Here is a 25266-nt window from a genome sequence, read left to right on the forward strand (position 1 = left end):
AGCGGTTGACAACCCGGCCGAACACAACACCACTATCCGGAGACAAGCGCATGTCAGTCAAACACCCGATTATCGCGGTGACCGGTTCCAGCGGCGCCGGCACCACGACTGTGATGAAGAGTTTTACCCATATTTTCAGGCGCGAAAAGATCAACGCGCAGATTGTCGAAGGCGACGCATTTCATCGCTACGACCGTAACGGTATGCGCGAGGCCATGAAGCAGCACGAGCGCGACGGCGTGCCGAACTTCAGCCACTTCGGGCCGCAAGCGAATCTGCTGGAAGAACTGGAGGCGCTGTTCGCAAGCTATGGAGAGTGCGGCACCGGCAAGTTTCGCCACTACGTGCACGACGAAACGGAAACCCGTCTCTACAAACAGGACGCCGGCACCTTCACGCCGTGGGAAGACGTGCAGCCCGGCACCGACCTGATGTTCTACGAAGGACTGCACGGCGCGGCCGTGACCGAGCGCATCGACATTGCGCGGCATGCGGATCTGCTGATAGGCGTCGTGCCGATCATCAATCTCGAATGGATCCAGAAACTGCATCGCGATCAGACCATGCGCGGCTACTCGCACGAGGCAGTGGTCGACACGATCCTGCGGCGCATGCCCGATTACGTGAACTACATCTGTCCGCAATTTTCCCGCACGCATGTGAACTTCCAGCGCGTACCGACCGTGGATACGTCGAATCCGTTCATTGCGCGCGAGATTCCGCAGCCGGACGAGAGCTTTGTCGTGATCCGCTTCGCACGGCCCAAAGGCATCGATTTCCAGTATCTGCTGACCATGCTGCACGACTCCTTCATGTCGCGCCCCAATGTGATTGTGGTGCCGGGCGGCAAGATGGGCCTCGCGATGCAACTGATCTTCACGCCGATGATTCTGCAACTGATCGACCGGCGCTCGCGAGTGTGAGCTTGACGGCTTCACGCGAGACAACTGCTTTTCGTTTTTGAAGGAGAGATTCGATGAGCGCCGTCGCACAGTCGCCTGAAAAACCTCAAATCCGCCTGATGGCCGACGCGCTGCGCATGCTCGCCATCGACGCGGTCGAAGCGGCGAAGTCGGGCCACCCCGGCATGCCGCTCGGCATGGCCGAGATCGCCGTCGCCCTATGGGGCCGGCATCTCAAGCACAATCCGCGCAATCCGGCATGGCCCGACCGCGACCGTTTTGTTCTGTCGAACGGACACGGCTCGATGCTGTTGTACGGCCTGCTGCATCTCACCGGCTACGATCTGCCGATCGACGAGTTGAAGCGCTTTCGTCAACTGCACAGCAAAACGCCGGGGCATCCCGAGGTCGGCGTGACGCCAGGCGTCGAGACGACCACCGGTCCGCTGGGCCAGGGGCTCGCCAACGCGGTCGGCATGGCGCTCGCGGAGGCACTGCTCGCGCGCGAGTTCAATCGTCCCGGCCATATGATTGTCGATCACCGCACGTATGTGTTCGCCGGCGACGGCTGTCTGATGGAAGGCATCTCGCACGAGGCCGCATCGCTCGCTGGCACGCTCAATCTCGACAAGCTCACAGTGCTTTACGACGACAACGGCATTTCCATCGACGGTCATGTCGCGCAATGGTTCAACGACGACACGCCGGCGCGTTTTACCGCATATGGCTGGCACGTGGTGCGCGACGTGGACGGCCACAATGCCGACGCGGTCGACCGCGCGCTTCAGGACGCGCGCGGCGCGGGCCGGCCCACGCTGATCTGCTGCCGCACGGTGATCGGCAAAGGCTCGCCTGGCAAAGCCGGCACGCACGATGTGCACGGTGCGCCGCTCGGTGCCGACGAGGTCGCGAATACCCGGCGCGCGCTCGGCTGGCCGCACCCGCCGTTCGTCGTTCCCGAAGACGTCCGCTCGCAGTGGGATGCGAGTGCGCGCGGCGCAGCGGCCGAAGCGGACTGGAGACGCCGCTTCGAAGCTTATCGTCAGCATTATCCGCATGAAGCCGCCGAATTTGAACGCAGGACGCGCGGCACGCTGCCTGCCCATTGGCGCGATACGGTTCACGCCATGCTGCGCGACGCCGACAACGCGGCGCAATCCATCGCCACGCGCAAGGCCTCGCAGCAGACCATCGCTGTGCTCGCTCGCGCGCTGCCGGAATTGCTCGGCGGCTCTGCGGATCTGACCGGCTCGAATCTCACCGACTGGCAGGCCGCAATCGACGTGTACGCCGATGACACGGGCCTGCAAGGCGGCAACTATCTGCACTACGGCGTGCGCGAGTTCGGCATGAGCGCGATGATCAACGGCATTGCGCTGCATCGCGGGCATATTGCCTTCGGCGGCACGTTCCTCACGTTTTCCGACTACTCGCGCAACGCGCTGCGCATGGCCGCGTTGATGAAGACGCGCTCGATCTTCGTGTTCACGCACGATTCGATAGGGCTTGGTGAAGACGGGCCGACGCATCAATCGGTGGAGCATGCGGCGAGCCTGAGGCTGATTCCCGGGCTCGACGTCTGGCGCCCCTGCGATACCGTGGAAACGGCCCGCGCATGGGCGAGCGCAATAGAACGCGATGGGCCGTCGTGCCTGTTGCTGAGCCGCCAGAGCCTGCCGTTCGTCACGCGCGACGGCGCGCAGATCGACGCGATAGAGCGAGGCGGCTATGTGCTGCGCGATTGGCCCGATCCTTCCGCGCCAGGCAGTTCAGACGCGCGCCACCGCGTCGTACTGATTGCTACGGGATCCGAAATATCGATCGCACTCGAAGCGCTTGCGCTGCTCGCCGACGCGGGCATCGCCGCACGCGTCGTCTCCATGCCGTCGACGAGCGTATTCGACCGGCAGCCGGACACATGGCGCGCGGCGGTGCTGCCGCCAGGCGTCCCGCGCGTTGCCGTAGAGGCCGGCGTGCGCGCGTTCTGGCGGCAGTACGTGGGGCTGGAAGGCGGCGTCGTGGGTATCGACACGTTTGGCGAGTCCGCGCCCGCCGCTGCGCTGTTCGAACATTTCGCGCTGACCGCGCAGGCCGTGGCGGACGAAGCGCGCCGCGTCGCGCGGCGCGTCGCATGAGCGGCACAACAGAATCCGATTCGTCTTTGAGGAGTTTGCAATGTCCTTCATCGCACTGCGTCAACTTTTGGATCACGCTGCCGAACACGGCTACGGCGTGCCCGCGTTCAACGTGAACAACATGGAGCAGATTCACGCGATCATGCAGGCCGCGGAGGAAACCGCGAGCCCAGTGATCCTGCAGGCGTCGGCGGGGGCGCGCAAGTATGCGGGCGAGCCTTATCTGCGCCATCTCGTGCTGGCCGCGCTCGAGGCGCATCCGGACATTCCGCTCGTGCTGCATCAGGACCACGGCGCGAGCCCGGCGGTGTGTCAGCAGGCGATTCGCTCCGGCTTCACGTCGGTCATGATGGACGGCTCCTTGCTGCCCGATCAGAAAACGCCCGCCACATACGACTACAACGTCGACGTGAGCCGCCGGGTGGTTGAGGCGGCGCACGCGGTTGGCGTTTCTGTGGAAGGCGAATTGGGTTGTCTGGGTTCGCTCGAAACAGGCGCGGCCGGCGAGGAGGACGGCGTCGGCGCGCAAGGTCAGCTCGCGCGCGACGACTTGCTGACCGACCCTGAAGAAGCCCGGATTTTCGTCGAGGCAACCGGTGTCGATGCGCTCGCAATCGCCATTGGCACATCGCATGGTGCGTACAAGTTCAGCCGCCAGCCTACCGGCGATATTCTCGCGATCGACCGGATCGTCGAGATACATGAACGGATTCCGAACACGCATCTTGTGATGCATGGGTCGTCTTCGGTGCCGCAGGAATGGCTCGCGGTGATCCGCGAATACGGCGGCGAGATACCCACGACCTATGGCGTGCCGGTGGAGGAAATCCAGCGCGGCATCGCTCATGGTGTGCGCAAGGTCAATATCGACACCGACATCCGGCTCGCGATGAGCGGTGCGATGCGCAAGTCGATGGGGAACGCGCGCGCCGAATTCGATCCGCGGGCCGCGTTGAAGGCGGCCACGGCGGCCGCGCGCAGCGTTTGTGTCGAGCGCTTCGAGGCTTTCGGCTGCGCGGGGCAGGCGCCGCGCATCAAGCCGTTGCCGCTCGAGGCGATGGCGCGCCGCTATCACTGAGCGCAAGGAGAGACCTATGCGTGACTTTCTGATTGCTCCTTCGCTGCTGTCGGCGGATTTTGCGCGCCTCGCGGACGAGATTCGCGACGTCACGGCGGCCGGCGCGGACTGGATTCATCTGGACGTGATGGACAACCACTACGTGCCGAATCTGACGGTCGGGCCGCTCGTCTGCTCCGCAATCCGGCCGCATACGCGCGTGCCCATCGACGTGCACTTGATGACCATGCCCGTCGATCCGCTTGTCATCGCCTTTGCCGAGGCGGGCGCGAACACAATCAGCTTTCATCCGGAGGCATCGCTGCACGTGCACCGCACCATCGAACTGATCAGGACGCAGGGCGCGCGCGTCGGCCTCGCGCTCAATCCGGCCACGCCGCTTGCAGTGCTCGATCATGTGATCGAGCGGCTCGACGTGGTGCTGCTGATGTCGGTGAATCCAGGCTTCGGCGGCCAGGCTTTCATACCCGAGACGCTGGCGAAGCTGAGCGCGCTGCGCGAACGCGTCGACGCCACGATGCAGCGCACAGGCCGTGCGCTGCTGATCGAAGTGGACGGCGGCGTGAAGGCGTCGAACATCGCAAAGATCGCTGCGGCGGGCGCGGATGTGTTCGTGGCGGGTTCGGCGGTGTTCGGCGCGACTGACTATGCGCAGGCAATCGGCGAAATGCGCGATGAACTCGCGCGGGTCAACGAGTGCGGCGAGGGAGCTTTGGCCGACGCGCGCTAAAGAGGCCCGCAGGTTCCGGCAGCTTCACGTGAAGCGCTTCAGCGTTTTTTCATGGTCTCGCCGGGCGCGCACCATGCCGACAGGTCCTGTTCCGGCCGCTCGACGGCGCAGCCCCAGTCGAGCGGCTGGTCCTGATCGAAGCGCTTGCCGAGGCGCCATGCAATCTCGGCGCGCGCGAGCTGCACGCCCATATAGAACGCGTGACCGCCGTCGGCTTCGAGATGAAGCTGCGGATAGAGCTCGAACGGATCGCCGGCTCTCAGGTGACCGTCGCGGTTATACACGTGGATGCCATCGGCGCTGACCTGCACGCGAAAGTTAGGATCGCGAACATCGTTGGCGAACTCGTCTATTTCAGCCGGGCTGTATGGAAAGGGGCGCTTCGCGTGAACGGTCGCAAGATCGCCATTGATGCCCTTGGGCAACACTTGCGCCTCGCGCGCGGCGTGCATCACCCGGCGCGCGACATCGGCTTCGCGCACCGCACGTCGCGCGTGCAGGCTCACGGACGTGGTCAGCACGGCGCTCACGCGGAGCTCCGCCGCCATGCCGAGCAGTACCGCATTGATGCCGCTCGTGTCCGCCTCGGTCAGCTCGGTCACGTTGCCGATGCCCATCATGATGGCCACGTCCGGATAGCGTTCGCGCAGCCCCACATAACGTGAGATCGACGTCGCGAGACCGAACGGAATCGGATCGAGAATCGGGTCGGCGAGAAATGCGCGGCCTCGCGCGGCGAACAGTTCGATGGCCGCATCGAGCGACGCGGGCTCGCGCGGATCGCGGGCGACGAGAATCGGGGTGGAGGGCACTTCGTCGGCGATCCACAGCGTGTCGAGGTTCAGGCTCATCAGATAGTCCGCGCCCGCGCGGCCGCCGCGCAATAGCTCTTCGGTGCGCATCGAATCGACGCTGACCCGATAGCCGTCGGCCTTCAGGCGGCGCACGGCATCCTCGAGATGCGGAAACGGCGTTTCCGGCAGGCAGCCAATGTCGATTACGTCCGCGCCCTGAGCAGCGTAGTCGCGAGCACGCGCGGCGATGCCGTCGAGATCGAGGCGCGGCGCATCGACGATCTCCGCGAAGATCTCCGTTTCATAGCGCGACAGGTCGACGGGCTTGGCCTCGCGGCCGAAGAATTGCGGCAGATCTTTCACTTCTTCCGGGCCGCGTTCGAACGGCACGCCGTAGAACTCAGTCAGCGCGGCAAGGTCGCCACGGCAGCGCCCCGGCACGATCACGCGCTGCGCGGCGAGCGGAGCGGGCACGCGGCGGCGGATCATGTCGGCGGTCATGAGGGCGGCGACCTGCAGGCCGATTTCGCGGATCTCCCAACTGAACGGCGTTGGCGCCATGCTTTCAAGCACGCGCGCGAGACTCTTTTCGGCGAGCCGGCCCGTCAGGAAGACGATGTGGTCCATGTCAGTACGGAGAAGGCCGCGAGCGCAGCGAGCATGGAGATGGTTTCATATCGGTAGGCGGCGGTGCGCGGCGGTGCGCCCAAGGTGTGAGCCAATGTCATGCGAGGTGGAGCGTTGCGAGCCGTTGATCGAGCGCCGTCTTCAGTTCATCCAGCGAGCGCACGACGGTCGTGTATTCGAAGCGCGAAAGGCGCTCCACATTGTCTAGTTCGATTGCCCGCGGCCGCAGCTCGACCCATTCATTGGGACTTTGTGTGACCACGGTCGGCTCCGTATCGCATGCAAAGACGATGCCCGGAATGCATTGCTTGCCCGCCTGCGCGTACATGTTGGTGGGCAGCGTATCGGAGATGCCGAACGCGCACTTGGCCACCGTATTGCTGGTGGCCGGCGCGATGATGACAGTGTGATACATGCCGTGATACAGCATGCCTACCGGCACGCCGCTCGCGCTCTTGTCGCGGAACACGTTGAAGCGTTCGCGCAGCCTCGGCAGCTTCCAGCCGTAGAGTGGCAGCACTTCCTCGGCGGCGGCGGAGAGAAAGAGGTCCGTGCGCGGCAACGCAAGCGCGAGTTCGATTGACTCCTCGAGCAGATGGCCGGAGCCGGTCACGCACCACGCGAAGCGCGCATCAGGCTTGAAGTCCGCAAGATTGCGAGCGGGCGCCTGGGTCATGCGTGATGGGTGTGAGGCGAGGCGTCCCCCGGGAATGCTTCGCCTGCTGCTGTGTCCGGTGCCTGTTCGTCGGCTCCGTCTTCGGCTTCGACACCGTCGTTGCCCGAGCCGTCGTGCGACAGACGGATATGCAGCCGCCGCATCTTCCGGTACAGCGTGTTGCGGCTGATGCCGAGCGCCTTCGCCACGTTGCTGACGTTCCAGCGATTCTCCTCGAGCAGCGTAAGCACCGTCTCGCGCTCATTCAACTGGATCGCGTTCAGCGCGGAAAGATCGGCGTCGTCGTCGGCATGCGGGGCAGACTGCGCCGCTGCGTGCGACGCTGCATGTGACCCGGCCGGCGGCGGCATTTCCGGCGCGCGCTGCGTGACCTCCGCCGGCAGGTCGTCGCAGCGGATGGGTTGCCCGTCGCAAAGCGCGATCGCCATCTGCAACACGTGCCGCAACTGACGGATATTGCCGGGCCATGAATAGCTCAGCAACGCCTGCTCGGCTTCCTTCGTGAGCTCGGGCGGATCGCCGTCGGTTTCGGCTTCGAGCAGATGATGAATCAGCGGAAGTTTGTCGACCCGCTCCGCGAGTGGCGGCAAATTCAGCTCGACGCCCTTGAGCCGGTAATACAGATCCTCGCGGAACTGGCCGGTGTGCACGAGTTCGAGCAGATTGCGGTGACTCGCGCTGATCAACTGGAAGTTGACCTTGACGGTTGTCTCCGCGCCGAGCGGCGTGACCTCGTGTTCTTCTATCACGCGTAAGAGCCGTGCCTGCAACGCGAGCGGCATGTCGCCGATTTCGTCGAGAAACAGCGTGCCGCCGTTGGCCTGCACGATCCTGCCGCGCCGTCCCTCGCGCTGTGCGCCGGTAAATGCGCCGGCCCGATAGCCGAACAGCTCGCTTTCTATCAGATTCTCCGGCAGCGACGCGCAATTGACCGGCACGAACGGCCCCGACGAAAGCGGGCTGATGCTGTGCAGCGCCTGCGCAAACACTTCCTTGCCGGTGCCCGTTTGTCCTCTGAGGATGATCGGAATCTTGCGTTGCACGACGCGCGCGCCGAGTTGAATTTGCGAGGCCATGCGCGGGTCGCCGAATTCCAGATGCGCGATCTCGTCGAGCCGCGCCGCGGACGCGCGCTTTTCCGGCGCGCTCGTGCGCGGCACAGGCGCCGCGACCGCAACGCGCGCACCGCGTCCGGCGGCATTTTGCGCGGTCTGCGCAATCAGGAAGAAACGGTTGGTCGCGTTCGCGCTGTACACGGTGACCGGGTGGAACGAGCCGCGAATGCTGCGCGCGATCATGTCCTCCAGCGACGCGTTGAACGCTTCCTCGATACGCCGTCCGCGCAATTCGCCAAGCGAGCGGAAGCCGAGCTGGAACAGCGCACTGCGGTTCGCGGCGAGCACGGTGCTGTCGTCGGCGACCGCGAGCTTGCCGCCATGCAGCGTGCCGACGAATTCTGGGCGGCTGTGGAAATGAATCATGTTCGCGTGCCGGTAGCGCGCGTCGATCAGCCGGTTTTCGATCATCTGCCGCGACATGCCGACGAGCACCAGCGAGTGTTGCTGCAACAGCTTCGAGCGGCTCGTCACGTCCAGTACGCCCGCTATTTCGCCGCTGTCGTCGAAGATCGGCGCGGCCGAGCAGGTTAGCGACGTATAGCGTGGATAGAAATGCTCGTGCTGGCACACGGCAATGCATTCGCGCTCGGCGAGACACGTGCCCATTCCGTTGGTGCCGGCTTCGCGCTCGCTCCACAGGGCGCCGACGCGAAAGCCGTCGGAGGCCACCGCCTCGGCAAACGGCACCGACGAAACCTGATGCACGATCACGCCGCCCGCATCGACTAGCACCACCGCGAGCTCCGGGTCGGCCAACTGTTGATAGAGCGTGGTCATTTCCAGCTTCGAACACGCGATCAGATCGCCCATTGCCTCGCGGCGCGCGCTTAGTTCGTACTCCGTCAGGATGGGTGGCGTGACGAAACGGGAAGGATCGAGCTGGAATTCATTCACGCAGCGCGCCCACGACTGAGCGACGGGCTCGCTCGTCGGCCGCGTCGCCAATTGATGATTGACGACGTTGAAGATTTCACGGACGTGCATGGAGCTGTCAGCGAGCAACGACATGGGGTTCGTCTCCGTTGCGGCACATTCATGCGCGCCTTGCGTTGCCTTGCGTGGTACTGCCCTCGCGTGGCTTTGCAGTGCGCGTCTACGCGTGCCGCTTTATCGATAATGTCATCCCCTCGCGCCGCGGCTTCTGGGTCCGTATGCGCACTGAGTAATCCGCCTGCTATGTGTATTACCTGTGCCTGCGCGTGTGCATGTTGTCAGGCGTTGGCTTAAAACTCTACGCCCGATGTCGTTCGTGTTCAATACGAAGTCGCATCAATAGTACAGCGTGTGCCCGTTTTTTGCTTTTATGGAGGGCACGCCATATCCAGCCGCGCCTTGGGCTTTGGCGACGCACAGTGCTCTGCGCGCGGCTCATCCTGTACTACCTGCGTTTACCCGGGTTGCGTCTTTTAACTTGTTGCCGCTATGCGGCGGAGTACACCATGGACCGTATCGACACCGTTCGCCTCGCCAGCTTTTCCGTTGCCGCCGATGCCGGCGCGCCCCGCGCGAGCGCGCCGTGGGGTGTACCCTCCGAAGCACCGCCGGCGGGATTGTCCGCGGAGAAGCCGGCGGGCCCCATGGACATCGTGTTTATCGAAAACTTTATCGGTCAGACGATTATAGGGATCGACAGCAGCGAGCTCCATGTGCCGCAACCGGTGCGGATGAATCTGTCCATCGGCGTGCCCGCGATCCGCGCGTGCGCAACCGATCGCATCGAGGACACCATCAACTATGCGGCGGTACGCGCCGCGCTGCACACGCTGCTCGAGTCGCACGGCGTGCGTCTTCTCGAAGCGCTGGCTGAAGCGGTGGCGCGTCTCCTGATCAATGATTTCGGCGCCCACTGGGTGCGCGTGGCGCTGGCCAAGCCGGCCAAATTCGACGACGTGGCGGCCGTCGGCGTGCAGATCGAACGGCAACGCAGCGACATGCCGAAGGCTGCAAATGCGCAAAACGGTCTCGCGGATTATGCGTCGCTTGGCGAAGGGCTGGTCCCGAACTGACGCGGGACGGAACCCCAGGGACGGAACCCCAGGGACCGAACCGCAGACCCGGTTCCGCGCCCCAGGCGGCGGCAAGCACTGCGTGCGCGCCGCCCGCCGCGTCGGTCGCTATTTCGATGCCGCGGTCTTGTCGCTGCCAAGCCCGCAACTGCGGTAAGCGTCAGCCTGCAACGTGCGGAAATTCTTCGTTTGCGCCTTCGCATGATCGACGCGAAACTCGGCGCCGCCTTCGCCGCCCAGCGTTGCGTAGCGGGAGAACGTGGACTGGTCGACGAACTCCTCATAGGGCAGCGCGGTCGCCATCCTGTCGATCACGCACGAGCATTTGTAGACGTTCGCGAAGTCGTGTCCGTTTTCGTCCATGCAGGTGAGCACGTATTCGACGCGGCCCGCGGTGGGGTAGTTGTAACCGCCCGCCGGGGCCGGCGCGGCCGGCGCCTCGCCGTCCGCCCAGGCGAGCGGCGCGGCGAGCGCAATGCAGGCCAAAGCCGCGAGCGCGCGACATCGTAGGGTCATCTCATGCCTCTTCACAGCAATGGCACCGTGGCTCAACGTGAAGGCCCGCGCGCGGCGCGGGCCCTGCGCCATCAGTTCGGTGCAAACGGGTGGGCGACGCTGCTCTTCTTCGACACGACCTCGGCCGCCGTCGGCTCGCCTCTAACCGCGCGTTGAATCGCCTCGCGCGTGGCCTTGTAGTTGTACTCCTGAATCTTCTTGTCGTCTTCCGCCTGCCAGTGAATGAAGACGCCGACGCACAGGAACAGGTCGTCGGCTTCGTCTGCCGGGATCGTGCCGTCCTCGACGCTGTCCGCGACCGCGAGGGCCACCGCATGCTGCGCGGGCCCGAACATCTGCACGGCCTGCTTCGCGCCCTTGATCGTCACCTTGTTGAACAGGATCGTGTTCGGCTTCGCGATCAGGTTCGGCGCGACCACCGCGAGCAGCGATGTGAAGCCGTCCTTATTGTTCGTGAGCGCATTGCAGAATGCGGTTTCCGCAGCGGAACCTCGCGGTCCCATCAGCAAGTCGATGTGTGCGACCTCGTTGCCGTCGCCGACGAGCGACTCTCCTATCAGGACGCGGTTGATCTTGGCCATGCTGTTCCTCCGATGAGTGATGGGGACTTGCCGACGGACTGACATGCCGCCTGTCACGCTCCTGGTCCGCGAGCGCGCGGCGGCGGTTGATGCACGATGGCACTCACTAACAGAATCCGTGCCAATGCGCGGCGCGTTCGCGCTTATGGCGCGTATCGCAAGCCGCTTGCGTGGCCCGGCTCGTCAAGACATAGCGCGACGAACAGCGTGGCCACCGTCAGGTCCGCGCTCGTGCCGGGGTTGATGGCGGCGGCTTTGAGCTCGGCGTCCCAGGCATCGAGCGGCACACCGGCAGCGGCGCTGCCCGCTTCGCCGAGCGTGCGCAGCCATTGCGCGTGCCGGGCGCGTGCCGCAAGCGTGACACTCTGCGCCACGGCCACGCCGTGCTTACGCACAATGTGCGAGTCGGGCCACGCGCCGAGGAACGTGAGGAACACGTTGAGTGCCATAGTGCGCGGGGACGCAGCGGGAAGTTCGCGCAAGGCGGCGAGGCCGGTTTCGAAGATGTCGCGAAAGCCCTCGGCATATTGACGGGCGATGCTGTCGCGCGCCGCGGCGAGCGCCATTGCGTCGCGCAGGCCGACAGTCGGCGCATCGTGCACCGATTGCTCCGGGGCGTCGCCCAGGCCGCCGGGATTGGCGAGAGCAATTGCGCGATATGCGAGGCGCGCGTCGTCGATGTCAAGCCGCGTGAGCACTTGTTCGGTGGCTGCCTGCCATGCTTGCGCCGACAGCGGACGCTCGGCTTGTTCGAGCGCGGCCACGAGCGGCGCGACCAGCAGCAGAATGCCGAGGTTCGTATTGCAGCCGACGGCCGCGCGCGTGCGCGTGACGGCATCGAGAACGCGCTGGCCCACTGGCGCGCCGCGCGCGAGCAGCGCGGCGGCGGCGGCGTCGGCACTCGCGATGAACTGCGCCGCGCTCATGCCGTGGCCTTCGCTGTCCATGCTGACGTTGCCGGGCTTAGGCGTTTCGACGTCGAGGCGGCAGGCGTTCAGGAAGGCGGTGCGAATACACTGGTCGGCGGTGATGGGTTGAACACCGCCTGAGACGCCCGAATTCGCCGGACGCATTTGACCGCCTGAGGCGCCCGGATCCACGGTACGCATCCGGCCGCCTGAGGCGCCCGAATCCGCGGGACGCATCGAGCCGTCCGGCTCGTCCGATGCGGCTCCCGGCTCAGCCATGGCGTCCATGCAGCGCCAGCACGGACGCCTCGCCGCTTGCCGCAAGCGCAGGCGCGCCGCGCTGCGCCGGCAGCTTGCGAAACAGCAGATCGTCGACGAGCGCGGCCGCCACATCGATCGGCGTGACCGATTGCAGGCCGCGCCAGGCCGCCACGCCGTTCACCTCCAGCACGAGCGGCCGGGCGGCGTCCTGTGGATCCTGAATCAGGTCGACGCCCGCATAGTCGAGCCCGAGCGCCCCGGTAGCCCGCACGGCGGTTTGCGCGAGCGGCGCGTCCAGTTCCGCGGCTTCGCACGTCGCGCCTTGCGCGAAGTTATGAATCCACCCTTTGCCGCCGACCCGCCGCATCGCCGCCACCGCACGTCCGCCGATCACCAGCACGCGCCAGTCGAAGCCCGCACGGCCGCCGTCGATATAACGCTGCAGGTACGCCACCTCGTTATACCGTTTCAGCGAAGGCAGCGGCGCGAGCAGAGCAGGCGCCGCGCGGCGCGCGCCGAGCCGTTTGAGCCCGTGGCCCTGCGAGCCGAACAGCGGTTTGAGCACGACCTGGCGGCCGGCCGCGGCCTCGCGCATCAGCACGCGCTGCGCGACTGCCGCCGATTCGCCGGCCCATGTGGCGGGCGTCGGCACGCCGTGGCGATGCAGCAAAAAGCTCGTCATCGATTTGTCGACGCTGCGTTCAATCGCGCGCGCGTCGTTGTACACCGGCACGCCCAATTCGCGCAGCGCGTGCAGAATGCCCAGGCGCAGCGTGACCTGCTCGAAGGTGCCCCCGGCAATGCCGCGCACGAACACCGCGTCGGGCAGCGTATGGCCGAAGCCAGGCAGCACCAGCCCATGCGGCTGCCATGTGGTATCGATCCGGCAGTCGGCGAGATCGACGCAACGCGCCTCGGCGCCGCGCGCGCGAAACGCTTTTTTCAGGCGTCCGGTGTGCCAGCCGGTTTCGTCGGTCATGATCGCGATGCGCAGCGGGCTCTGCGCGCCCGCTGCGTTGGTGTCGCCGCCGTCCGGTTCGGCACTAGCGAGCGGCAACGGCGGGCTCATGGCTTGCCGCTCCACTGAGCATGCAGCAGATCCGCGTCGACGGCGCCGCCGTGATACGTCGCGCCGCTTTCAAGGCTGCTCACCCACACTTCGGCAGGAGCGAACAGCGCGGGGTCGATCTGATAGAAGTCGTAGTTGAACGACGTGAAGATGTCCGCGAACGGGCGGCCATAATCGCGCGAGTTCGAGGCCGGCAGTTCCGCGGCGAGCTGTCTTGCCACCGCGTCGTGCTTGACCGTGAGATGCACGCGGCCGCCGTACAGGATCGCGTCGTTGGTGCGGCCCATTGCCTGAATGCCGTCCGGCGCGGGCGGCGGCAACGGCGCCGAGCCGCCGGCCTCGACCACTTCGTCGAGCGCGATGCCCAGCACGTGCGTCTTGTGCAACGCAACTTCCACCACGCGCGCCACCACCTGCACCGTTCCCGCCACAGAGTGTGTCGGCGTGATGACAAGTGTCAGTTGCTGCGGGGCGAGAGCGCAGTCGTTGAGCACCTTGTCGATGATCACCTGCGGCGGCAAGCGGTCAACTTCGAGCACCAGCGCGCCGCGCTCATGACGGTCGCGATAGCCGAGCTCCGCAAAAAGCGGCTCCTTGACGGCGAGCGCTCGCGCCGGGCCGGAGCCGAGCGAGAAGAACTTCTTGCCGCCGGTCTGCTCCCTGGTGGCGGCGAGGCTCCATCCCGCGTACTGGCTGCCGAGGCAGGCGAGCACGGGCCACGAGGTGCGCACTTCGATCGTGCTCGGCCACAGCGGCCTCGCGTCCAGGCTCTCGCGCACGGTCACGTGGCCGAGGCCGCCCATGCAGATGCGTGCGATCAGCACGCCCGCCGCGACGCTGCCCGGCGCGTCCACGCCGGCGTCGACGAGCAGCGTGCCGTTCTCCGTGCGACTGACGGCGGCGCCAAAGCGCGGCGCATCGTCGACGAGGCGCGTGACGAGACGCTCGCTGAGCGCGTTGACGCTCAGCGCGGCGGCGTCCGCGAGCGGCGGGCGGGCAGGGTCAGGAGTCGCAGTGGATGAAGTCACGGTCGGGCTCATGAAAGGACGCTTGTAGGGGCGCTTGAAAGGGCACTTGCAGGACCGCTTGCAGCGGCTCCCGGCAGCTTTCGATACGTTGCAGAACCAGCGCGTGCTGCGCGTCCAGTTCGTGCCTAACCGCATCCACGGAAGGAGCGCGCACGAGCAGCGTGCAGACCGGCTGGCCGGCTTCGATCCACGTGCCGGGCATCGGCACGTCGCGGCAGCGCGGATCGCGCACACAGGCGTCGCTGAAGGCTTGCGACACCGCAAACGGATGCGGCGCGAACAGCACCCGCTGGCCGGCACGGCACGTCGCCGGCGCGGGCTCGGGCGGCAGGCGGCCGCGGCGGCACGCGTCGATATGCGAGGCGACGAGTCCGCGAGGCCATGCATCGGGCGAGGCGGTCTCGTAGAGCGTCATCGTCGACGACGGACGCGTGTTGATTTCGAGCACTTCGAACGACTCGCCGTCGAGCAGAAAGTCGCAGCTATTGATGCCGGCGAGTCCGACACGCGCGCAAAGCGCGGCAATCGCCGCGCGCACACGTATCTCCACGGCGGGCGGCAAGTCGACCGGGCCGATCGATCCGGCATGCACGAAGGGCAGCGTGCCCACGCGGCAGGTAAGTTGTTGCGCGAAGCCGATCACGCGAGCGCTGCCGCGCGCGGCCAGAAAAAGCGCCGACATCGCGCGGCCGCGGCTATGCCGCTGGAAATACGCTTGCGCCGGAATCTCGCGGCCAGCGAGCGTGACGAGCGGCTCCACGTGCGTGCCGCCGCAACCGTCCGCGCGCTTCAGCAGCCAGCCCGGCGCTGCGGCCGGCAAAGTGAAGGCGACCGGCGGATGCGGAATATCCAGCTCGTCGAGCAGCGCAAAAAAGCGCCGCGGATCGCGCACCTGAGCGCCTGCCTCGACAGACTTGCCGATGAAGCGCGGCAGGCCGGGCGCGCCGCACAAGCGCGCGACGAACGGCTCGAGCCCGCTGCCGTCGATCCAGCCGATCAGGCCCGGCAGGCGCGCGCTGCGCCCGAGCGCCTCTGCGAGCCGCGCGGGGTCGATCGACAAGGGACCGCCGCCAATGTCGAACCACAACGCGGCGGCCTCGCGCGTATCGCGGTCGCCGAACACGTCGAGCGCGACGACGCGCAAGCCCGCGCGCACGGCGGACTGCGCGAGCATCCGCGCGGACAGTCCCGCCACCGCGACAAAAGGCGCACGCGCTGCAGATGGACGCGAACTCATGGTTGCTCCGGCAATACCGTGATGCTGCTTTTGTGGTCCGTCACGCGCGACATGCAATGAACCTTTCGCATGGCGCACCGCTCAACCGAGGCCGGCCGCGACGGCGCGGGCCTCGTCGAACGCCTGCGGAAAACTCAGGTACATGGGCTTGCCGCCGGTGCGCATCCGCGTGAAGAGCCGGTGCTCGACCTGATATTTGACATTGCCGATGGCGAGCGCGCCGATGCCGATTGCGCCCGCCGCCGTCGACACGCCGTCGATCGGCTTGCCGTCGTTCATCACGTTCACGCCGGCAATGCCTTCGGGCGGGACCGCGTTGACATCGGCGGCAATCAGCAACTGGCGCGCATGGGCGAGGTCGTCGCGGCTCACCACCTGCACGCCGGCGACGGCGGTCGCAAGCACGATCTCGGCCTCGGCGAGCATCGCGCGCAGTTCCGCGGAACTCGTGGTGCCCACGCCTTTGGTGACGATCTGGAAGCGCTGATTGAGCTCTTCGCTCACGCGCGCGGCGCGCGCCGCGTCGGTGTGGCTCGCAATCGACACGTCCGCGCCGAGCGAAGCGGCCATCGCCGCCGCGATGCGCCCGACCGCGCCCGTGCCGCCGAGAATCAGCACGCGCTTGCCGCCCAGTTCCATGCCGTATGCCTTCGCGAGATGCCGCTCGGCGAGCGCGACGAGCGCGGCGGCGGTCGTGTAGGCGCCGCTCGGGTCCGCGAACACGGAGACTTCGAACGGCGGCACCATCGCCTTGCGGGCCGTGTCGAGCATGTCGGCGGCGAGCATCACATCGCGTCCGCCAATGAAGATGCCGGTGCGCGCCACGCCTTTCGGCCCACGCGAAAAGATCGCGTCCTGCGTGAGGTTGCCGACCATGCCCGCGTCGACGTTGCAATACGGCACGATGACCTGGTAGCCGGCATCGGCGGCCATGTTGACGTCGAATGGACTCATCTGCGGCGTGGCCGTGAACATGTGCAGAATGTACGGCCTTTCCGCGGGTTTTTCCGCGAGTTTTTCAGTGGTGTCGGACATGGCAGGGGGCTCGTTTCAGTGTCGATGTCGTGGACTGCGCGAGGGAAGAGCCGACACGCGCCGCGCCGAAGCACAGGTCGCGCAAGTCGCGTGAATAGTGTGAATGGCGCCAATGGTGTGAATGGCGCCGGCGGGCAGGCCGCGTTTGCGGCGCGGCGCGCCGAGTGGCCGTCTCGCCAAACACATTGGCGGGCCATTCGTGAGCGGCCCGATGCACGCGCTGCGGCGCGGAGTAAAAGCACTTCATGCCGCGTCGATGCATCGATGCTGCCGCGCCTCGTCCGAGCGCACGGTCGCGCCGCGATTGCGTCCGCTCACGACCGTGCATTCGATATGCGGCATGCCGCGCGTCGCCTCGCGTGCCGTGGCGAGCGCGCCTTCGGCGTCGCGCGCGCTGCCGACGATCGCAAAGCCCGTCGGTCCCCACGAACTCTGGCCGATGCCCGCGGTGCGCTGCGCGGCCACGGCGCGCAGCGCCCGCTCCACGCCCGGGCTCGTGAACACGCCGCCCTGCACGGGCGCGAAATATTCGCCGATGGTCTGCTGCATCTCCGTCAAGCCGTGCGCGAACGGCACGATGTTGCGCTCGGCGGCGCCCGGCAGGATTTTCATCAGCACGAGGTGGCACAGATGCGCGGCGAGCCTCTGCGGAAACGGCGAGAGGGCCGCAAGGCTGCGCCGCTCCTGTGAGCCGTGCAGACCTTCGCGGGCAGTGTCGCTGACGAGCAGCACGCGCCAGTTCTCCGGAAACGGCTGGCGCGCAAGCAGCGGCGGCACGCCTTGACGCAGATCGCCGGAAGGTCCGCCGTCCACCAGCAGGCCGCCGGAATCGAAGCCGAGCACGCCGATTCCCGAGCGCGCGCCGCGGCCGAGCAGGCCTGCCAGTTCGGCGGTCGTCGCGACATGGCCGAGCAGCCGTACGAACGACATGCCGACTGCGAGCGAGAGTTGCGTGCCCGAGCCGAGCCCGCAGTGCGCGCGCGGTGTCTGCGTGACCTCGATCGCGACGGGCGTGGGATCGTAAGCAGCATGCAGTTGCGCGAGACAGACCGCGATGCGCTCGCGTTCCGCATCCGTTATTACGCCGCCGATGGTGTCGCGCTCGGCGAGCCGCGCTTCGACACGAGTGCCGCTGCCGTCGATCACGAGTCCGACACTGCCGAATGCGCGCCCGAGCGACGCGTTCGGATCGAGAAAGCCAAGATGCAGGCGCGCGGGGGCATCGACGGTTACCGCGGCGTCAGACGGAAGGCGGCGAACGTGAAGCTGCATCGCGAGTGTCCTTGTTCGTGCGTGACTCGATGTGGCTCGCGCAGGATGAGCCGCAAGCACCGCACCGCCGGCGGATGTGCGATCACGCGGCAGGCGGCGCACGACGTCAAGCGAAAGCCGTACCAGGGCCGTCGCGCGATGCGCCGCGTCAGCCGTTCTCCGCTGCCTGCGACGGCTTCGCCGCGTCGTACTTGATATAGCGGAAACGCTGGTCGTCGCCCGGCGTGCCTTCCAGTGGACTGCCTTCCGCCGCCGGCTGCCACTGGATAAACGACTCTATCTTGCTGGCGAGCGCGAAGTCCTTGTCGGTGATGCCCTTTGCCGAATGCGTCTTGAGCTTCACGATCACAAATGCATAGGAGACCGTCAGATCGGGGTGATGCCACGCGGCCTCCGCGAGATGGCCCACTGCGTTCACCACCATCAAGGTTCCTTTCCAGCCTTCCGTGCGGTATTTGCGCCGCAGCCAGCCGTCCTCGAGATACCAGTGCTGTAGCGGACCGACGAGACGCTGCTGGATCTCGTCGTCGGAATAGACCTTTTCTGTGCTTGCCATGATCGCTGCTCCGCGAATGTTGGATCGATCGGGAAACCTCATGTTGCGCTGCAATTGATGCACCACGCGACTGGCCCGGGCCTCAGTCTCGCGGCGCAGCGGCCGGTACGCGGCGTGCCTCGGGACGGACACGCTTCGTATCGGACCATGACACAGTATGTTCCACATGCCGCGATTGCGTGGTGTCACGGCGTGACACCGTTGCTTCGCAACGCTCGTCATGACCGTTCGATGTACGCGCCATGCGTCGATGCCGGTCGTGCCCGGCGCGCGGCGCGCGGCGCGGTGCGCCGTGTCCACGCGGCGTTTGCCTGCCGTGTTGTGGCGGCGGGGCGGGCTGCGCCGCTGCCCCACCGGCATGGAATATGCGTTGGCCGACATGCGCCGCGAAACCCGACAACGATTGGGAATGGCGCTGATCGTTACCCTGCTCCGTGGAGGCGCGCCCGGTGCGACGAGGTAGCGTGGGTCATTCGTGAGTTGAACAGCAAGACCATTCTGGAGGAGACATGAACTTACGCACCACGGTTCTTGGGCTCGCGATCCTCGCGTCGGCAGCCTTGAGCTCTATCGTTGCACAGGCCGATTCGCAGCTCGACGGGCTCATGAAAAGTCCGTCGAACTGGGCGGCGCAGGCGGGCGACTATGCGAATCACCGCTACAGTCCACTCAAGCAGATCAACGAAAACAACGTCGGCAAACTTCAGGTCGCATGGACCATGTCGACCGGCGTGCTGCGCGGCCATGAAGGCGCGCCGCTCGTGATCGGCGACACCATGTATATCCACTCGCCGTTCCCTAACAAGGTGATAGCGATCAACCTCAAGGATCAGACTTTCATCTGGCAGTACCAGCCGAAGCAGGACGATTCGGTTGTCTCCGTGATGTGCTGCGACACGGTCAATCGCGGGCTGGCTTATGGCGACGGCAAGATCTTCCTGCAACAGGCCGACACCAAACTCGTCGCGTTGGACGCAAAAACAGGCGACGTGGTGTGGAGCGCGCAGAACGGCAATCCGAAGGCCGGCGAAACCAACACGAATGCGCCGCACGTATTCGGCGACAAGGTGCTGACCGGCATCTCGGGCGGCGAGTTCGGCGTGCGTGGACGCCTGATCGCCTATGACATCAAGACCGGCAAGCCGGTCTGGACCGCCTACAGCACCGGTCCGGACAAGGACATGCTGATGGACCCCGACAAGACGACGACCTACGCCGACGGCAAGATGGTGCCGGTGGGCGCGGACTCGTCGCTGAAGTCGTGGAAGGGCGATCAGTGGAAGCTGGGCGGCGGCACCACGTGGGGCTGGTATGCGTGGGATCCGAAGCTCAACCTTGTCTACTACGGCACGGGCAATCCGGGCACGTGGAACCCGACGCAACGTCCGGGCGACAACAAGTGGTCGATGTCGATCTTCGCGCGCGATCTGAATACCGGCATGGCGAAGTGGGTCTATCAGATGACGCCGCATGACGAGTGGGACTACGACGGCGTCAACGAAATGATCCTGTCGGACCTGACGATCGACGGCAAGAAGGTGCCCGCCATCGTTCACTTCGACCGCAACGGTTTCGGCTACACGTTGAACCGCGAGAGCGGCCAACTGCTGGTTGCGCAGAAGTACGATCCGGCCGTGAACTGGGCCGACAGCGTCGACCTGAAGAGCGGCAAGCCGATTCGCAACGCGGCGTATTCGACGCAGGCAGCGGGCTCGGATCACAACGTGAAGGGCATCTGTCCGGCGGCGCTCGGCTCGAAGGATCAGCAGCCCGCGGCGTTCGACCCGAACTCGAGCCTCTTCCTCGTGCCGACCAATCACGTCTGCATGGACTACGAGCCGTTCGATGTCGACTACGTGTCGGGTCAGCCGTATGTGGGCGCGACGCTGTCCATGTATCCGGGTCCGAACGAGAACAAGGCGATGGGCAATTTCATCGCGTGGGATGCGGCCAAAGGCAAGATCGTCTGGTCCAAGCCGGAGAAGTTCTCGGTGTGGTCGGGCGCACTCGCCACCGCCGGCGGCATCGCGTTCTACGGCACGCTCGAAGGCTACCTGAAGGCAGTCCGAATCAAGGACGGCAAGGAACTGTGGCGCTTCAAGACGCCGTCCGGGATTATCGGCAACGTGTTCACGTATCAGTATCAGGGTAAGCAGTACGTGGGCGTGTACTCGGGCATTGGCGGCTGGGCCGGCATCGGCATGGCGGCAGGACTCGAGAAGTCGACGGAAGGTCTGGGCGCGGTGGGCGGTTATCGCGAGCTCGCCAAGTACACGGCGCTCGGCGGCACGCTGTTCGTGTTCGCCATTCCGGGTGGCAACGGCTAACAGCCAATTTTGGAGTCATGGGATCCGCGCCCTCGCCATGCGTCGACGAAACGCAGCGAGGCGCGGCCCTACCTTGAGGAGACATCTGCATATGAAAGGCCGATCATTCTTGTTGCGGGCGGCGCTGCCCGTCCTTTTTGTCGTGCTGCCTGTCACGTACGCCCAGACCAATCCCGCGATTGCCCAGGTGGCGTACAAGGTGGTCGACGGCAGCAAGGTGGACAGCAACACGTTGCAAGGGTGGAAGACCTGGCGCGCGCTTGCCTGTGAGCGCTGCCACGGCGCGCAGCAGCAGGGCATGGTGGGACCGTCGCTCGTCGAGGCGTTCAAGACGCTCGACAAGAACGAGTTCCATCGCACGGTATTCGGCGGGCGGGTCGACAAGGGCATGCCCGACTTCAGTTCCAGCCAGATGATGCAAAAGAACTGGGAGAACCTTTACGCCTATCTGAAAGGGCGTTCGGACGGGCAGATCAAGCCCGGCGATCTGCAGGCCATCGACGCGAAATAACGGCGGCGGCTCTACTTCAGGAGGTGCTCGATGCGTCATCGCAAATCAATGCACGCGCATGCCGCGCTGGTGACAGGCGCGCTGTGCTACGCGGCGCTCGCAAGCGGCGCGGTACGCGCCCAGGGTGAGGTGCTGCCCAACAACGACGGCGCCGACGGCGTGCTGCGGGTCTGCGCGGACCCGAACAACATGCCGCTCTCGAACAACAAGGGCGAGGGCTACGAGAACCGCATCGCGAGCCAGATGGCGAGCGACTTCGGCTACAAGCTCGAATACACCTATTTTCCGCAGCGCATGGGCTTCGTGCGCCACACGCTGCGCGAGAAGGTGCCTGAGACGGGCGCTTATAAATGCGATCTGATCATCGGCGTGCCGAAAGGCTACGACCTGACCTCGACCACGCAGCCGTATCTGCGCTCCACTTATGCGATGGTGTTCAAGAAGCGGCCCGAGCTTGCCGGCATCAACACGCCGGACGATCTGCTCAAGCTGCCGCCGGACCAGTTGCACAAGCTGCGCTTTGGCATCTTCACGCAGACACCTGCTGTCGACTGGCTGCTCGGTCATAACCTGATCGATCAGGCCGTGTCGTATCAGGTGCAAAGCGGCGATCCGCAGGAATATCCCGGCCAGATGATCGAACGCGATCTGCAGGCGGGCAATGTCGACGTGGTGTTCCTGTGGGGGCCGATTGCCGGCTACTTCGCAAAGCGCTCGGGCGATTCGGTGAAGCTCGTGCCGTTCCCGGCTACGCCTGGCATCCGTTTCGACTATACGATTTCGATGGGCGTGCGCTACGGCGAGAAAGCGTGGAAGGACAAGGTCGATCAATGGATCGGCGCGAATCACGACAAGATCGACCGCATTCTCACCAGCTATGAAGTGCCGCTTCTGAAACCCGTCGACGCACCGGCGGGCAAACCCGCGGACGCTTCGCCATGACGGCATTGCGCGGCGATTCGGGCCGCGGAGGGCGGCGCATGCTCGCGGCGTGCGCCGCGAGCTTCGCATGCGTGACAGGCGGTGCGCGCGTGGTGGGCGCGATTGGCGCTGTGGCCGTAACAGGCGTGATCGGCGTGATGGGCGTAATGGGCCTGATCGGCATGAGCGGAGTCGCGGCCAATGTGCAGGCGGCCGCGCCCGCGCCAGGCACCGGCGATATTTCGCCCGCCGAACGGCTCATCTTTACGACAGACCATCTGCACGGCATCGCGCAGCAAACCGAGCTCGACTACGCGCTGCTGAGTTCGGACCCGCCCGCGCACGGCAGCGATACCGTCAAGGTTCTGGTGACGAGTCCCGACAACGCAAAAGGCGACGCCCAGGTGTCCGATCACACCGGCGCGGTGCCGTTGCCGAACGGCGGCTTGCAGTGCAATCCCGTGATCATCTACTTTCTCGAGCGCGACATTGCAGAGATGGAGCAGTTGACGGGCGGCAAGCGCCGCTATTTCCAGCAGCGTGTGCGGCTCGCGCTCGCTGCCGGGCCGAAGATCGAAACGGTGACGAGCCAGATCGACGGCAAGCCGGTGAAAGCGCAGCAGATCGTCGTGCAGCCGTTTCTCGACGATCCCAACGCCGAGCGTTTTGCGCAGTACACAGGCAAGCGTTATACGTTTGTGATTGCGAATACGGTGCCGGGCCAGGTCGCGCTGATCCGCACCGACGTGCCGGGCGCGAACAACGATTTCGCGCATCCGCTGCAAAGCCGCACGCTCAGCTTTCAGGCGGTGTTGCGCAAGCTGCCCCCGGGGAATGCACCGAACGCGCCGCCTTCGCCGAACGAGCCCGTCAAGCCTTCCAACGCGCCGCGCGCGAGCCGGTAGCGGGCGCGGCCGTGAATTTCGTCCGCTCGCTCACGCTGCGTCAGTTGCAGATCTTCGTCGTGGCGTGCCGCTATACGAGCTTCGCACGCGCCGCCGAGGAATTGCATCTGACGCAGCCGGCCGTGTCGATGCAGATTCATCAACTCGAGGAGGCCGTGGGCCTGCGTCTTTTCGAGCGCATTTCGCGCAAGCTCGCGTTGACCGAGGCGGGCGAGAAGTTCAGCCATCACGCGAGCCGGATTCTCGGCGAAATCAAGGACGCCGAAGACGCGATGACGTCGCTCAAGCAGGCCGACAGCGGCTCGATCGCGGTGGGCATCGTCAGTTCGGCCACGTATTTCGCGCCCAAACTGCTCGCGATGTATTCGCATATCTACCCGAAGGTAGACGTGCACTTCTCGGTCGGGAATCGCGACGCGCTATTGCGCCTCCTGCAGGACAACGCGATCGACCTCGCGATCATGGGACGCCCGCCGCCCGAGCTCGACACCACAAGCGAGCCGCTCGCATGGCATCCGCAAGTGGTGATCGCGCCGGTGGATCATCCGCTCGCCGGGGCGCGGCGCTTCGACTTGCAGGAGTTGCGCGGCGACACGTTTCTTCTGCGCGAGCCGGGCTCAGGCACGCGCATGGCCGCCGAGGAGATGTTCCGGCAGCATCTTTTCACGCCCGCGAAAGTGGTCACGCTAGGCAGCAACGAAACGATCAAGCAGGCGGTGATAGCGGGTATGGGTGTAAGCCTCATTTCGCTGCATACGTTGCTGCTTGAATTGCGTACGAAGGAACTCGCACTGCTCGATGTCAACGGCACGCCGATCGAGCGCACCTGGCAGATCGTGCATTTGCGCGCCAAGCAGCTCTCGCCGACCTGCATGATCTTCCGCCAATTTCTGCTCGAAGAGGCCGCTGCTTATCTGGAGCGCGAGTATGCGGTGTTCGTGACGTCGCCCGGCAAGTCCTCCAAGGCTCTGCTGAAGGCGGTCGACGATGCATCCGCGTGAAGCGGTTTTTTCCGGCGGCGCAGCGTGTGCCCGCCATAGGAGATTGCACCGATGGGTTCCAGCGAACAGCTTCAGGACTGGCGTCTGCACGCGCTGCAAGTCGAAGAGGAAGTCGCGAGCGCCGTGATCGGCCAGCAGCAGGTCATCCGGCTCATCACCGTTGCGCTGTTCGCGCGCGGCCATGTGCTGCTCGAAGGCGGCGTGGGCGTCGGCAAGACGACCGTGTTGCGCGCGTTCGCGCGTGTCGTGGGCGGCGAGTTCGAGCGGGTGGAAGGCACCATCGATCTGATGCCGGGCGACCTCGTCTATCACACGTATGTCGACGCGGAAGGCCGGCCGCGTATCGATCCCGGACCGCTCTTGCGGCACGGCGAGCGGCTCACCACGTTCTTCTTCAACGAGATCAACCGTGCGCGTCCGCAGGTTCAGTCGCTGCTCCTGCGCGCGATGGCCGAGCGTTCGGTATGGGCGTTCGACCGCGAATACCGCTTTCCGCACATGACCGTGTTCGCGGATCGCAACAAGGTTGAGAAGGAAGAGACCTTCGAGCTGGCGTCGGCGGCGCGCGATCGCTTTCTGTTCGAACTGGGCATGCCGACACCCGACGACGCCCAGGTGCGCCGAGCGCTCGTTTTCGACGCCGACTATCACGACGTGGACCGGCTGCTTGCGCGGCTGTCTCCCGGCATCGTGCCGTGGGAGCAGTTGAATCAGATCGGCGCTGCCATCCAGCACAGCGTGCAAGCGAGCGGGACGATAGAACGCTATGTGCTGGACATCTGGCAGGCCACTGAAACGCCGCAGCGCTTCGGCATCGCACTCGACGGCGTGGATATGGAGCGGTTCATTCTGGCGGGCGCGAGTCCGCGCGGCATGAGCGCGCTGCTGCGTGCGGCGCGCGTTGTGGCATGGCTCGCGGGCCGCACGCATCTGATTCCCGAGGACATTCATGCAGTGCTGCTGCCCGCGCTCGGGCACCGCGTATTCTTCACGCCGATCTACGAGTTGCGCCGCCAGGAACTGGCCGAGGCGCTGATCGTTCAGATCGTCGGCAGACTGGCCGTGCCCTGAG

The 25266-nt window shown here is 65.5% G+C and carries 23 protein-coding genes; 11 read left to right on the plus strand and 12 right to left on the minus strand.

Annotated features, from left to right (window positions below):
* The first annotated feature begins 50 nt into the window (after window positions 1–50).
* The 4 genes from A3AC_RS0102775 to rpe are packed head-to-tail and all read left to right on the plus strand — an operon-like array spanning window position 51 to window position 4845.
* Window positions 51–923, plus strand: a complete 873-nt coding sequence (locus tag A3AC_RS0102775; RefSeq protein ID WP_025597081.1) for a phosphoribulokinase — start codon at window positions 51–53, stop codon at window positions 921–923.
* A gap of 53 nt (window positions 924–976) precedes the next feature.
* Window positions 977–3037 (plus strand): transketolase, encoded by a 2061-nt coding sequence (tkt, locus tag A3AC_RS0102780; RefSeq protein WP_025597083.1) that lies wholly within the window; start codon window positions 977–979, stop codon window positions 3035–3037.
* Window positions 3038–3077: 40 nt separating this feature from the next.
* A complete protein-coding gene (fba, locus tag A3AC_RS0102785) occupies window positions 3078–4115 on the plus strand; it encodes a class II fructose-bisphosphate aldolase (RefSeq protein ID WP_025597085.1) in 1038 nt (345 codons plus the stop codon).
* A 16-nt stretch (window positions 4116–4131) separates the two neighbouring features.
* The gene (gene rpe, locus A3AC_RS0102790) at window positions 4132–4845 is read left to right on the plus strand and encodes a ribulose-phosphate 3-epimerase (RefSeq protein WP_025597086.1); all 714 of its coding nucleotides are present in this window, start codon (window positions 4132–4134) and stop codon (window positions 4843–4845) included.
* 38 nt (window positions 4846–4883) lie between these two features.
* Here the strand turns inward: rpe and A3AC_RS0102795 are convergent, their stop codons facing one another.
* The 3 genes from A3AC_RS0102795 to A3AC_RS0102805 form a co-directional block, all read right to left on the minus strand.
* Window positions 4884–6266, minus strand: a complete 1383-nt coding sequence (locus A3AC_RS0102795; protein ID WP_025597088.1) for a DUF6513 domain-containing protein — start codon at window positions 6264–6266, stop codon at window positions 4884–4886.
* A 97-nt stretch (window positions 6267–6363) separates the two neighbouring features.
* Window positions 6364–6942, minus strand: coding sequence for a flavoprotein (locus A3AC_RS0102800; RefSeq protein WP_025597090.1), 579 nt, complete (start codon window positions 6940–6942; stop codon window positions 6364–6366).
* Complete coding sequence (locus tag A3AC_RS0102805) at window positions 6939–9068, minus strand: sigma-54-dependent Fis family transcriptional regulator (protein WP_025597092.1); 2130 nt, start codon at window positions 9066–9068, stop codon at window positions 6939–6941. Before A3AC_RS0102805 ends, A3AC_RS0102800 begins: the two co-directional genes overlap by 4 nt.
* Before the next feature lie 431 nt (window positions 9069–9499).
* Between A3AC_RS0102805 and A3AC_RS0102810 the strand changes: the two genes are divergently transcribed.
* Window positions 9500–10066: a dihydroneopterin aldolase gene (locus A3AC_RS0102810; protein ID WP_025597094.1), complete on the plus strand. Its 567-nt coding sequence runs from the start codon at window positions 9500–9502 to the stop codon at window positions 10064–10066.
* Between the two features lie 108 nt (window positions 10067–10174).
* On the opposite strand, the gene A3AC_RS0102815 is transcribed toward A3AC_RS0102810, so the two are convergent.
* The 9 genes from A3AC_RS0102815 to A3AC_RS0102855 form a co-directional block, all read right to left on the minus strand.
* Window positions 10175–10582, minus strand: a complete 408-nt coding sequence (locus A3AC_RS0102815; RefSeq protein WP_025597096.1) for a hypothetical protein — start codon at window positions 10580–10582, stop codon at window positions 10175–10177.
* A gap of 71 nt (window positions 10583–10653) precedes the next feature.
* Window positions 10654–11163: a formaldehyde-activating enzyme gene (gene fae / locus A3AC_RS0102820; RefSeq protein ID WP_025597098.1), complete on the minus strand. Its 510-nt coding sequence runs from the start codon at window positions 11161–11163 to the stop codon at window positions 10654–10656.
* Between the two features lie 143 nt (window positions 11164–11306).
* Entirely contained in the window at window positions 11307–12236 is a 930-nt protein-coding gene (locus A3AC_RS0102825) for a triphosphoribosyl-dephospho-CoA synthase (RefSeq protein ID WP_051361579.1), read from the minus strand.
* Between the two features lie 106 nt (window positions 12237–12342).
* Window positions 12343–13401 carry an ATP-grasp domain-containing protein gene (locus A3AC_RS0102830; RefSeq protein ID WP_025597102.1) on the minus strand — a complete coding sequence of 353 codons (1059 nt, stop codon included), beginning with the start codon at window positions 13399–13401 and terminating at the stop codon, window positions 12343–12345.
* Entirely contained in the window at window positions 13398–14429 is a 1032-nt protein-coding gene (gene mch, locus A3AC_RS0102835) for a methenyltetrahydromethanopterin cyclohydrolase (RefSeq protein ID WP_025597103.1), read from the minus strand. Before mch ends, A3AC_RS0102830 begins: the two co-directional genes overlap by 4 nt.
* The gene (locus tag A3AC_RS0102840) at window positions 14404–15666 is read right to left on the minus strand and encodes an ATP-grasp domain-containing protein (protein ID WP_025597105.1); all 1263 of its coding nucleotides are present in this window, start codon (window positions 15664–15666) and stop codon (window positions 14404–14406) included. Before A3AC_RS0102840 ends, mch begins: the two co-directional genes overlap by 26 nt.
* Window positions 15667–15747: 81 nt before the next feature.
* The gene (locus tag A3AC_RS0102845; protein ID WP_025597107.1) at window positions 15748–16701 is read right to left on the minus strand and encodes an NAD(P)-dependent methylenetetrahydromethanopterin dehydrogenase; all 954 of its coding nucleotides are present in this window, start codon (window positions 16699–16701) and stop codon (window positions 15748–15750) included.
* A 243-nt stretch (window positions 16702–16944) separates the two neighbouring features.
* Entirely contained in the window at window positions 16945–17973 is a 1029-nt protein-coding gene (locus tag A3AC_RS0102850) for a beta-ribofuranosylaminobenzene 5'-phosphate synthase family protein (RefSeq protein WP_025597109.1), read from the minus strand.
* A gap of 148 nt (window positions 17974–18121) precedes the next feature.
* A complete protein-coding gene (locus tag A3AC_RS0102855; RefSeq protein WP_025597111.1) occupies window positions 18122–18529 on the minus strand; it encodes a 4a-hydroxytetrahydrobiopterin dehydratase in 408 nt (135 codons plus the stop codon).
* Window positions 18530–19038: 509 nt separating this feature from the next.
* Between A3AC_RS0102855 and A3AC_RS0102860 the strand changes: the two genes are divergently transcribed.
* The 6 genes from A3AC_RS0102860 (at window position 19039) to A3AC_RS0102885 (ending at window position 25265) form a co-directional block, all read left to right on the plus strand.
* Window positions 19039–20856: a methanol/ethanol family PQQ-dependent dehydrogenase gene (locus A3AC_RS0102860; protein WP_025597112.1), complete on the plus strand. Its 1818-nt coding sequence runs from the start codon at window positions 19039–19041 to the stop codon at window positions 20854–20856.
* Between the two features lie 91 nt (window positions 20857–20947).
* On the plus strand, window positions 20948–21367 hold the full coding sequence (locus tag A3AC_RS0102865) for a c-type cytochrome (RefSeq protein ID WP_025597114.1): 420 nt from the start codon (window positions 20948–20950) through the stop codon (window positions 21365–21367).
* A 30-nt stretch (window positions 21368–21397) separates the two neighbouring features.
* Window positions 21398–22309: a substrate-binding domain-containing protein gene (locus tag A3AC_RS0102870; protein ID WP_025597116.1), complete on the plus strand. Its 912-nt coding sequence runs from the start codon at window positions 21398–21400 to the stop codon at window positions 22307–22309.
* A gap of 137 nt (window positions 22310–22446) precedes the next feature.
* Window positions 22447–23193, plus strand: coding sequence for a hypothetical protein (locus A3AC_RS0102875; protein ID WP_442856461.1), 747 nt, complete (start codon window positions 22447–22449; stop codon window positions 23191–23193).
* Between the two features lie 11 nt (window positions 23194–23204).
* Window positions 23205–24194 (plus strand): LysR family transcriptional regulator, encoded by a 990-nt coding sequence (locus tag A3AC_RS0102880; protein ID WP_025597119.1) that lies wholly within the window; start codon window positions 23205–23207, stop codon window positions 24192–24194.
* Window positions 24195–24245: 51 nt separating this feature from the next.
* Window positions 24246–25265, plus strand: coding sequence for an AAA family ATPase (locus A3AC_RS0102885; protein ID WP_025597121.1), 1020 nt, complete (start codon window positions 24246–24248; stop codon window positions 25263–25265).
* Window position 25266: the final 1 nt, after the last annotated feature.

The sequence above is a fragment of the Burkholderia sp. WSM2230 genome (assembly GCF_000472445.1).
GTDB lineage: Bacteria > Pseudomonadota > Gammaproteobacteria > Burkholderiales > Burkholderiaceae > Paraburkholderia.